The sequence below is a fragment of the Methylobacterium sp. FW306-05-D genome, from assembly GCF_058782155.1.
Map to the genome: position 1 here is coordinate 95,773 of NZ_JBYSXL010000007.1, position 10,593 is coordinate 106,365.

The 10,593-nt window shown below is 69.5% G+C and carries 9 protein-coding genes; 6 read left to right on the forward strand and 3 right to left on the reverse strand.

Annotation, left to right across the window (positions count from 1 at the left end; translation table 11 throughout):
* Nucleotides 1-5: 5 nt before the first annotated feature.
* Together AC3WLN_RS04965 and aptA are read right to left on the reverse strand one after the other, a co-directional pair.
* Nucleotides 6-1,505, reverse strand: a complete 1,500-nt coding sequence (locus AC3WLN_RS04965) for a CoA-acylating methylmalonate-semialdehyde dehydrogenase (protein WP_492479974.1) — start codon at nucleotides 1,503-1,505, stop codon at nucleotides 6-8.
* A 33-nt stretch (nucleotides 1,506-1,538) separates the two neighbouring features.
* Nucleotides 1,539-2,876 carry an omega-aminotransferase AptA gene (gene aptA, locus AC3WLN_RS04970; protein ID WP_492479975.1) on the reverse strand — a complete coding sequence of 446 codons (1,338 nt, stop codon included), beginning with the start codon at nucleotides 2,874-2,876 and terminating at the stop codon, nucleotides 1,539-1,541.
* A 191-nt stretch (nucleotides 2,877-3,067) separates the two neighbouring features.
* On the opposite strand from aptA, the gene AC3WLN_RS04975 reads away from it, so the two are divergent.
* The 3 genes from AC3WLN_RS04975 (at nucleotide 3,068) to AC3WLN_RS04985 (ending at nucleotide 5,552) form a co-directional block, all read left to right on the forward strand.
* Nucleotides 3,068-3,616, forward strand: coding sequence for a cupin domain-containing protein (locus AC3WLN_RS04975; protein WP_492479976.1), 549 nt, complete (start codon nucleotides 3,068-3,070; stop codon nucleotides 3,614-3,616).
* Nucleotides 3,617-3,706: 90 nt separating this feature from the next.
* Nucleotides 3,707-4,633 carry a histone deacetylase family protein gene (locus tag AC3WLN_RS04980; RefSeq protein ID WP_492479977.1) on the forward strand — a complete coding sequence of 309 codons (927 nt, stop codon included), beginning with the start codon at nucleotides 3,707-3,709 and terminating at the stop codon, nucleotides 4,631-4,633.
* Nucleotides 4,634-4,724: 91 nt separating this feature from the next.
* Nucleotides 4,725-5,552 carry an endonuclease/exonuclease/phosphatase family protein gene (locus AC3WLN_RS04985; RefSeq protein ID WP_492479978.1) on the forward strand — a complete coding sequence of 276 codons (828 nt, stop codon included), beginning with the start codon at nucleotides 4,725-4,727 and terminating at the stop codon, nucleotides 5,550-5,552.
* Here the strand turns inward: AC3WLN_RS04985 and AC3WLN_RS04990 are convergent.
* The gene (locus AC3WLN_RS04990) at nucleotides 5,443-6,888 is read right to left on the reverse strand and encodes a phospholipase D-like domain-containing protein (protein WP_492479979.1); all 1,446 of its coding nucleotides are present in this window, start codon (nucleotides 6,886-6,888) and stop codon (nucleotides 5,443-5,445) included. The genes AC3WLN_RS04985 and AC3WLN_RS04990 overlap by 110 nt on opposite strands.
* A gap of 303 nt (nucleotides 6,889-7,191) precedes the next feature.
* Between AC3WLN_RS04990 and AC3WLN_RS04995 the strand changes: the two genes are divergently transcribed.
* From AC3WLN_RS04995 to AC3WLN_RS05005, 3 genes are all read left to right on the forward strand, one after another.
* Nucleotides 7,192-7,512 carry an ATPase inhibitor subunit zeta gene (locus AC3WLN_RS04995; RefSeq protein ID WP_463772875.1) on the forward strand — a complete coding sequence of 107 codons (321 nt, stop codon included), beginning with the start codon at nucleotides 7,192-7,194 and terminating at the stop codon, nucleotides 7,510-7,512.
* A gap of 54 nt (nucleotides 7,513-7,566) precedes the next feature.
* The gene (locus AC3WLN_RS05000) at nucleotides 7,567-7,872 is read left to right on the forward strand and encodes a hypothetical protein (RefSeq protein WP_492479980.1); all 306 of its coding nucleotides are present in this window, start codon (nucleotides 7,567-7,569) and stop codon (nucleotides 7,870-7,872) included.
* A 444-nt stretch (nucleotides 7,873-8,316) separates the two neighbouring features.
* Nucleotides 8,317-10,398 (forward strand): right-handed parallel beta-helix repeat-containing protein, encoded by a 2,082-nt coding sequence (locus tag AC3WLN_RS05005; RefSeq protein WP_492479981.1) that lies wholly within the window; start codon nucleotides 8,317-8,319, stop codon nucleotides 10,396-10,398.
* The last annotated feature ends 195 nt before the right edge of the window (nucleotides 10,399-10,593 follow it).

Genomic DNA, 10,593 nt, shown 5'->3' on the forward strand with positions numbered 1-10,593 from the left:
AGCGGCTATTCCATCGTCGGCATGACGAAGTCGGCGCCGGCGCGGATGCCGGTGGGCCAGCGCGTCGTGATGGTCTTCAGGCGGGTGTAGAAGCGCACCCCCTCGGGGCCGTGCATGGCGTGGTCGCCGAACAGCGAGGCCTTCCAGCCGCCGAAGGAGTGGAACGCCATCGGCACCGGGATCGGCACGTTGATGCCCACCATCCCGACCTCGATCCCGTGGGCGAACTCGCGCGCGGCGTCGCCGTCGCGGGTGAAGATCGCGGTGCCGTTGCCGAACTCGTGCTCGTTGATGAGCCGGGCGGCGGTCGCGTAGTCCGGTGCCCGGGTGACCGCCAGGACGGGCCCGAAGATCTCCTCCCGGTAGATCGACATCTCGGGAGTGACCCGGTCGAACAGGGTGCCGCCGAGGAAGTAGCCGCCCTCGTAGCCCTGCAGGCTCAGGCCGCGCCCGTCGACCAGCAACTCGGCCCCTTCCGCCACGCCGGCATCGATGTAGCCACTAACCTTGTCGCGGTGGACCTTCGTCACGAGGGGGCCCATTTCCGAATCGGGATCGGTGCCGGGTCCGACCTTCAGCGCCCGCACCTTCGGGATGAGTTTGGCGACCAGGGCGTCGGCGATCTTCTCGCCCACCGGCACGGCCACCGAGATCGCCATGCAGCGCTCGCCGGCCGAGCCGTAGGCCGCCCCCATCAGCGCGTCCACGGCCTGGTCCATGTCGGCGTCCGGCATGACGATCATGTGGTTCTTGGCGCCGCCCAGGCACTGGGCGCGCTTTCCGTTCGCGGTGGCGGTGGCGTAGATGTACTTCGCGATCGGGGTCGATCCGACGAAGCTGACCGCGGCCACGTCGGGGTGGTGCAGGAGGGCGTCCACGGCCTCCTTGTCGCCGTTCACCACGTTGAAGACGCCGTCGGGCAGGCCCGCTTCCTTGAGCCAGGCCGCCACCAGCAGGGCGGGCGAGGGATCGCGCTCGGAGGGCTTCAGCACGAAGCAGTTGCCGCAGGCCAGGGCGACGGGAAACATCCACATCGGCACCATGACGGGGAAGTTGAACGGCGTGATGCCGGCCACCACGCCCAGCGGCTGGCGCAGGGAATGGCTGTCGACGCGGGTGCCGACGTTCTCGGTGACCTCGCCCTTGAGGAGCTGCGGGATGCCGGTGGCGAACTCGACCACTTCCAGGCCGCGCTGGATCTCGCCCTTGGCGTCGGAGAGCACCTTGCCGTGCTCGGCGGTGATCAGGGCGGCGAGCTCGTCGGTGCGGTCTTCCGCGATGCGCAGGAAGGCGTTGAGGATGCGGGCGCGGCGCAGGGGCGGCGTCAGCGCCCAGGTGCGGGCGACCGCCTTGGCGGCGGCCACCGCCGCGTCCACGTCCGCCGCATCGGCCAGGGCGACCCGGCCGGTCTCCTCGCCGGTGGCCGGGTTGAAGACGGGGGCGGAGCGCGTGGCCGTGCCGGGAACGGTCCGGCCGCCGATGAAGTGGGAAATCGCGGTGGGCATCGGGAATCCTGACGGACGGAGAGTCGGAAGAGTTCAGGCGGCGCGGGCGATGGCGTCGCCGAGGATCGACGCCATGGTGTCGATCTGGTCGCGCTCGACGATGAGCGGTGGCGACAGGGCGACGATGTCGCCGGTGACCCGGACGAGCAGGCCGCGCTCGAAGCAGTCGACGAAGACGTCGTAGGCCCGCGCGCCGGTCGCGCCCGGTCGCGGCGCCAGCTCGATGCCGGCGACGAGGCCAATGGTGCGGATGTCGATGACGTTTTTTGCGCCGCGCAGGTCGTGCATGGCGCCGGCCCAGTCCTCGGCGAGCTCCGCCCCGCGGGTGAGAAGGCCCTCGGCCGCGTAGATATCGAGGGTTGCGAGGCCGGCCGCGCAGGCCACCGGGTGCCCCGAATAGGTGTAGCCGTGGAACAGCTCGATCACGGCTTGCGGCCCGTGCATCAGGGCGTCGTGGACGGTGCGCTTGCAGAACACCGCGCCCATGGGCAGCGTGCCGTTGGTGAGCCCCTTGGCGGTGGTGACGAGGTCGGGCACCACGCCGAAATAGTCGGTGGCGAAGGGGGTGCCGAGGCGGCCGAACCCGGTGATGACCTCGTCGAAGATCAGCAGGATGCCGTGCCGGTCGCAGATGGCGCGCAGGCGCTCCAGGTAGCCCGTCGGCGGCAGCAGCACGCCGGTGGAGCCGGCCACCGGCTCGACGATGCAGGCCGCGATGGTCTCGGCCCCGTGGAGCGCCACGAGGCGCTCGAGATCGTCGGCCAGCTCCGCCCCGTGCGCGGGCAGGCCCTTCGAGAAGGCGTTGCGCTCCGGATCGTGGGTGTGGCGCAGGTGGTCGACGCCCGGCAGCAGCGGAAAGACGCGGCGGTTGTTGACGAGGCCGCCCACCGAGATGCCGCCGAAGCCCACGCCGTGATAGCCACGCTCGCGCCCGATCAGCTTGGTGCGCGTGCCCTGGCCGATGGCGCGCTGGTAGGCGAGCGCGATCTTCAGGGCGGTGTCCACGGATTCGGAGCCGGAGCCGGTGAAAAACACCCGGTCGAGCCCCGCCTCCGGGCCGCCCGGCGCGATGGCGGCGAGGCGCTCGGCGAAGTCGAAGGCCGCCGGGTGGCCCATCTGGAACGAGGGCGCGAAGTCGAGGGTGGTGAGCTGGCGCTCCACCGCCGAGGCGATGCCCTGGCGCCCGTGCCCGGCATTCACGCACCAGAGGCCGGCGGTGCCGTCGAGGACGCTGCGCCCGTCGCTGGCCGTGTAGTGCATGCCCTTGGCCGAGGCGAGCATCCGCGGTGCCGCCTTGAACTGCCGGTTGGCCGTGAACGGCATCCAGTAGGCGTCCAGCCCGGGGGCATTGGCGGCGTGGTGGTGATCCATGGCGATCCTCCCGTGGGGACGTCTATGGACCCGGAGGAGGCGCTGATTGCGCGGGACGAACAAGTCCTTTTCTTTCGCGCGCGATGTCCTTGAAAAGATGGGGCCGGCAGGGGCAATGTCGGTGAATCCTGAACATCCCTAACAGGGCGGCCCGCCCGAGGGGCGACCCCAAGGGTTTCCAAGGGCTACCGATGAGCATCGATCTCGGCGCGCGCCTGCGCACCATCCGCACCCTGCACGGCCTGTCGCAGCGGGCGCTCGCCAAGCGTACCGGCGTGCCGAACTCGACGATCTCGCTCATCGAATCGAACGGCGTGAATCCCTCGGTCGGCGCCCTCAAGCGCATCCTCGACGGCATTCCCATCGGGCTGTCCGAGTTCTTCGCCGTGGAGCCGGAGCGCCCGCGCAAGGCGTTCTACCGGGCCGACGAACTCACCGAGATCGGCAAGGGGCCGATCTCCTACCGGCAGGTGGGCGACAACCTGTTCGGGCGCGGCCTGCAACTCCTGAAGGAGCGCTACGAGCCCGGCGCCGATACCGGCCGGGTGCCCCTGGTCCACGAGGGCGAGGAGGGCGGCATCGTCCTGTCGGGGCGCCTGGAGGTGACGGTGGATTCCGAGCGCCGCATCCTCGGGCCGGGCGACGCCTATTCCTTCGAGAGCCGCCGGCCGCACCGCTTCCGCTGCGTCGGTCCGGTCGCCTGCGAGGTGGTGAGCGCCTGCACCCCGCCGACCTTCTGAGAGGGATGCGGGCGCCTCCGCGCATCGCAGCGCTGGCCTCCCGCGGTCCATCTGGTATACCACGCTGAGACGCAGGCTCGGGAGTGCCGCATGACCATCCTCTTCAGCCACGACGCCGCCCTCGGGCACCGGACGCCGCACGGGCATCCCGAGCGGCCCGAGCGGATGCTGGCGGTCAAGGAGGCCCTCGGCACGGAGGCCTTCGCGGCCCTCGACCGCCGGGCGCCGGAACCGGCGAGCCTGGAGACCGTCGCGCTGGCCCATCCGGAGGAATGGGTGCGGGCCATGGTGGCGGCGGCGCCCGTGGAGGGCTTGGTCCACGTCGATTCCGACACGGTGCTGTCGCCCGGCACCATGGACTGCGTGCTGCGCGGCGTCGGCGCCGCGGTCCAGGGGGTCGATGCGGTCATGGCGGGTCAGGCCCGGAACGCCTTCTCGGCCATGCGCCCGCCGGGGCACCATGCCGAGCGCACCCGCGCCATGGGTTTCTGCCTGTTCAACAACGCCGCGGTGGCCGCCCGTCACGCCCGGACGGTGCACGGGGTCGACCGCGTCGCCATCGTCGACTGGGACGTGCACCACGGCAACGGCAGCCAGGACATCTTCTGGGCCGATCCCTCGGTGCTGTTCTGCTCCACCCACCAGATGCCGCTCTATCCCGGCACCGGCGCCGTCTCGGAATCCGGGGACCACGACACGATCGTCAACGCGCCCCTGAAGCCCGGCGCCGACGGCGAGCGCTTCCGCGAGGCGTTCACGTCGCGCATCCTGCCGCGGCTCAAGGATTTCCGGCCCGACCTCATCATCCTCTCGGCGGGCTTCGATGCCCATTGGCGCGATCCCCTGGCCAACCTGATGCTGGAGGCGGAGGACTTCGCCTGGGCGACGCGCCAGGTGATGGAGGTCGCGGAACAGGCCTGCGACGGGCGGATCGTCTCCCTGCTGGAGGGCGGCTACGACCTCAAGGGTCTGGCCGAATCCACGGCCGCGCATGTCGCGGCGCTCATGGAGGCGTGAGCGGCGCTCCCGAAGCCGTGAGGCGCAAAAGCCCCCGACCGCGTTCCGGCCTGGGCTTTCCGCCGGGCGCGCCTGACCCACCTATGGGACGATGCTGAACGATCGCCGCCTCGCGCGCCTGACCGCCCGTGCCCTCCAGAATTCCCACGGGCGTCCGGGCCAGGACCGGCCCGGCCTTCGCAAGATCGTCAGCTGGAACCTCCTGCGGCGGGTCGGCGCGAATGTCGCCGGCATCGCCGTGCTGATCGAGCGCGAGCAGCCCGACCTCGTGCTGATGCAGGAGGCGACCAAGGACATCGAGGCCCTCCAGGCCAAGGTCGGCGGCCATTATGCCTGGGCGCAGATGCCGGGGCGCATCCATGGCCTCGCCGTCTGGAGCCCGACGCCGTTTGCCACCCCCCCGAAGGCGATCGAGCTGCCCGCGGGGGCGATGTTCGACCGGGTGAGCCAGGTGATCGATCTCGGCGAGTTCGGCGTCGCCAACGTGCACCTCTCGCACGGGCAGATGCTCAACCGGCGCCAGCTGCGCTGCATCGAGCAGAGCCTGCCGGACCGGGCCGCCGTGATCGGCGACTACAACCTCGTCGGGCCGACGCTCCTGCCGGGCTTCCGCGACGTCGGCCCGCGCCTGCCGACCCACGCCATGGCGCGGGTGGTGCCCCTGCGGCTCGACCGCTGCCTGGTGCGCGGGCTGACCTGCCACGGGCGCAGCGTGCTGCCGCGGGGCGCCTCGGACCACCGTCCGATCATCGTGCACCTCGCCCCCACCCACGAGGTCGCCCGGCAGGAGGGAGCGGAGCCGGAACGCATCAAAGGTATGGCAGGAGTAATCGGACGCCTGCGTCGCGCAGCCGGACGGGCAGACCGCGCCGCGACAGGTCCTCGCGCGTCAGCCGGACGTTCATCTTCTCCCGCATGAAGGCGTCGAGGTGCCGGGCGAGCCCGGGATCATAGACCTCGACGTTCAGCTCGAAGTTCAGGCGGAAGCTGCGGGTGTCCCAGTTGGCGCTGCCGATGAAGCACCAGGCATCGTCGACGACGAGGAGCTTGGCGTGGTCGAAGGGCGGGTCGTCGAGCCAGATCCGCACGTCGCTGCGCAGGAGCGGGTCCACGTGGGCCCGGGTCGCCCAGTCGACGACCGCGTGGTCGCTCTCCATCGGGATGATGACGTCCACCGTCAGGCCGCGCAGGGCCGCCAGCGAGAGGGCGCTCACCAGCACCTCGCTCGGCAGGAAGTAGGGCGTCATCAGGCGGATGCTGGTCCGGGCGCAGGTGATCGCCTCGAGCACCACGAGCTCGATCTTGCGCAGGTCCGCGTCCGGGCCCGAGGAGACGACCCGGGCCTGGGTCTCGCCGCGGGGGGGCAGCGGCGGGAACCAGGCCGGGCCTTCCAGCTCCTGGTCCATCACGAAGGCCCAGTCGCTGGCGAAGGCGGCCGTGAGCTGGGTCACGACCGGCCCCTCGATCCGGAAGTGGACGTCGCGCACCGGCTCCGGCGGACGGGTCGCCAGCCGGTTCTCGTCGGCGATGTTGATGCCGCCCGTGAAGGCGAGCGTCCCGTCGAGGATGAGCAGCTTCTTGTGGGTGCGCAGGTTCAGGAAGGGCATCCGCCAGGGCAGGACGGAATGCATGAAGCGCCCGACCGGCACGCCCCGGCGGCGCAGGCCGCCATAGACCGAGGCGAAGAAGTAGCCGCTGCCGATGCCGTCCACGAGGACCCGGACGGCGACGCCCCGCTGATGGGCCGCCTCCAGCGCGTCGAGGAAGGCGCGGCCGATCTCGTCCTTGCGGAAGATGTAGCTCGACAGGGCGATCGAGTGCCGGGCCGCGCCGATGGCCTCCAGCATCGCGGGATAGACCGCATCGCCGTTGCGCAGCGTCGCGATCCGGTTGCCCGCCTCGAGGGGAAGCGAGGTGATGCGCCGGACCGCCTGGTCGAGGGGTCGGAAACGCTCCGGAAGGACGGGGGCGGGCGTCCCGCCGTCGTCGCGCGGCGGAGTCGCCTGGGACGGCTTGATGCCGAGCTTCTGCGCCCGCCGGGTGACCCGGTTGACGCCGAACAGGGCGTAGAGCGCGCTGCCGAACAGGGGCGCCAGCCAGACCAGGCCGATCCAGCCGATGGCCGCGCCGACTTCGCGCTTGCGCAGCAGCACGTGGATGCTGACGAGGCCCGAGAGGCTGGCGCCCAGGATCCAGAAGACCTCGGTCCGGATCGACGTCAGGGCGCCGATCCATGAGAGCAATGCCTGTTCCAACGCCGCTCCCGTTCCGCGAGTCCCCGGGCCATACGCCAAGCTCGGCCGGAGCACCACGTGCGGGCGGCCGAATTCCCGTCTCCGTCCTGGTGCGGCCGTCCGGGGTGCCGCCGCGGAAGATGGGCCACGAGGCTCCCGCGCGCCAAGCGTCGACGCGATGATTCTTCCGTGAGTGCGGCGGTCTTCGCCGCGCGCGGACCGAACCTTGATCTTTGTAAAGGCAGGCCAGCCGTGCCGACATTAGATCTGTGCTGAGAAGCCGGCGAACAAAGCTTGGCCAATATTGATGGGAAGGAGACGGGCATGTCCCGGTTTTTCGAGGAGCGAGAACGCGCGGCCGAGATGCTGTTCGTTCGCGCCGAGGAAGCGCGGTTCCTGGCGCAGTGCCAGGGCGTCCGGTCGCTGGCCGCCTACGCCGCCGACGTGCTCGGCGTCGACCCGCGCAGCGCCGCCGCCTATGCGGACGAACTCCTGGCCTCGGTCGTCCAGGGCGTTCCGCAACAGGACCTCGTGGAGCGGGTGCGCGGCGACCTCGAAGCCAATGGCGTGACTGCCGATGCCGCCACCCTGACGCATCACCTGAGGAAGCCGTCGGGCTACGGCGCGCATCCGCCGGCGCCGTGAACTTCCGCGGGTCTGGGCGGTTGCGTCACGAAGCGCGACGGAACGGATGCACCGATGACCCCCTGGACCCTGGTACGCACGGCAGCCCTGGGACTCTGTCTCTGCGGTCCCGCTCTGGCCGAGCCGCTGGCGCCCACGGGGGGCGCGGGCAATACCGGCGTGACGCCGCCCACGCGGGGGCCCGGCGAGCTTCCGGAAGCCGGCAGCCCGACCTCCCGGCCGTCGCCCGCCATCCCGGGCAATCCGAGCCCGGCCTCCGTTCCGGGCAGCACGCCCGGCCTGATCATCGGCGGCACCCCCACGAGCGGCCCGCCCGGCACCGGGGGCGCTGCCGGCGGTCCCTCGATCGGAAACCAGTGATCCGGGCCGGATCGAACCCGGACAGGACTCCGTAATCGCGCCGCGATCCGGCGCGAGCTCCTGTCGTCGACAGGCCTGCAACCCGAAAATCGAAATATCCACAGAAACGCGGTCGTGATTCGATCGCGGGCGCGTTTCGCGTTGCGCCGGGAGCCCCCGGTTCGGACCACCGAAGACCGGCGCGTAGAGACTCCTTTGACATCAAGGGCTTGGTGCGTCCGCTGCTCGCGACGGGAGCCTTGTCACAACCCACGGATGGGCAAAGCAACTACCGCTCCCGGGAAGAAATGGCCCGGAAGGCCCTCGATCTTATGCAGTAAAGACCACGGTTAACGTACTCTGAATTAACTTGTCGAAGTTTAGTTACTTTCATGACTGGAGCGCAATTCACCCAAGGTACACCCAAGTCATCCGGCCTTCTTCTGATCCAGAGCGAAAAGCGCGATGACGATTTACTACGTCGACTCTTCTTTCACCGGCGGCTCGAACAAGAGCGGCCTCTCGGCCGACGCGCCCCTGACCAGCCTGGAGGCGGTCAACAAGCTCAAGCTCCAGGCCGGTGACACCGTCGCCTTCAAGGCCGGCACCGCCTACACCACCTCGGCCGCCGGCACGGGCGCACTCACAATCAGCGCATCGGGCACCGAGAAGGCCCCCATCACCTTCACCACCTACGGCACCGGCCCCGCCCCGACGATCACCAACACCGCCACGGGCTATTCCGACGGCATCCTGGTCGGCAACGCCAAGTATGTCGTCATCGACGGGCTGAACATCACCGGCGCCGGACAGGCCGGGGTCAACGTCAGCAAGTCCGCCAGCCACATCACGATTCAGAACGTCGAGGCGAGCAAGGTCGGCGAAGGCGTGATGCTCAGCGGCACCGACAACCTCGTCACGCGCAGCTACTTCCACGACCTGAAGATGATCAAGAACACGGCCAACGTCTACGACGACGATTACGGCGCCGTCGGGGTGATGATCGCCAACAGCAACAACGAGGTCTCGTACACCAAGATCGTCAACGCCAAAGCATCGAGCTTCGATTACGGCCATGATGGCGGCGGCATCGAGCTGTTCGGCTCGATGAACAACATCAAGATCCACAACAACTGGGTCGAGAACAGCGACGGCTTCCTCGAGGCGGGCGGGTTCAAGAGCGCCCTGACCAACATCTCGATCTCGAACAACGTCAGCCTGAACAACGGCGGCTTTCTCTCCCTGCACAACGGCGGCGGAGCCTTCGCCAGCACGTTCAAGAACGTCGATGTGAGCCACAACACGGTCGTCGAGCAGAACAACAGCCTGAAGCAGTCGGCGAGCGTCTTCATGGATGTGGACTACAAGCCCGGTCAGCTGTCGCTGCACGACAACGCCATCTACCTGAACGCCGGCGACTCCTTCTTCAAGCAGAACGGCGACTACCATTCCAACAACGTCTTCTACAAAAATTCGAGTGCGACCCATCTCTACAACGACTGGGGCATGACGCTCGGAAGCGGAGAGAAATTCGCGACCCTGGCATCCGCCGGCACGTCCTCCATCGTTCAGGCCGTCGCGGCGCAGTCGGGCGGGGCCGGCGCGACGCTCGTCGCGGCGACGCAGATTGGGCCGGGCTCCACCGCATCGCAGGCCGCGACCGGAACGACGCCGGCATCCGCGTCGACCGGGACCGGCACGTCGGCTCCGGTCTCCGGGACCGCGCCCGTACAGGCCCCGGCGCCCGCCCCGGCCCCCGCAACGGTCTCGACCGACAAGGCCAGGACGGCGTTCGCCCTGATCGACGGGGACCGGGTCACCTCCACCTACGACGCCTCCGGCACGCTCACCAGCAAGGTCGTGCAGCATCCCGACAAGTCCTACGAGCTCTACGTCGACGGCCTGACCGACCGGCCCTACGCCTCGGCCCACACCAGCTACGACAAGACCGGCAAGGTCGTGCTGCAGGAGCAGTTCCGCGAGGACGGCAGCCTGATGTCGAAGAAGGTCGTCGGGACCGATCTCACGCTGGAGACCTACGACACCCACGGCGCCGTCGTCAGGAAGGTGGTCCAGCACGCGGACAAGACGTCCGACATCTACTCCAGCGGCGTCACCGGCCGGGCCCATGTCGCCGAGCACGCCAGCTACACCGCCGACGGCCGGATCGGCTTCGTCGACCAGACGAAGCCGGACGGCTCGCACACCCAGACCGCCTTTCGGGCCGATCAGACGCTGGTCTCCACGCCCGGTGCGAGCGACGCCTTCAAGAGCTTCGGCGGCGATACCTTCGTGTTCGCCTCCGGCTTCGGCAGGGACACGATCACGGGGTTCCATGCGGGCTCGGGCAGCGGGCACGACACCCTGCAGCTGGACAAGGCCCAGGTCTCGAGCTTCGCCGACCTGCAGGCCCATATGACGGATACGGGCGCCGACACCCTGCTCGCGCTGGGGGCCCACGACACGATCCTGCTCAAGGGCGTCGAGAAGGCCCTGCTCACGGCGGAGAACGTCCACTTCGTCGATCACGGCCTGCTTCACGCGTGATCCCGGGCGCTCGGCGGGTCCTGTCCCGCCGATATCGGCGGTGGGCGACGGAAAACGCCGCCCTGGCGTTCGCCCTCCGATCCGGAACCGGGTATGCCTCGGACCGACCGGCCCTGCCGGCCGATCGGACAGCGAGGAGCGACGGGTGAACCTGCCGGGAGAGCCCCCGAACCCTGCCCCCGGGCCGAGCCCGAC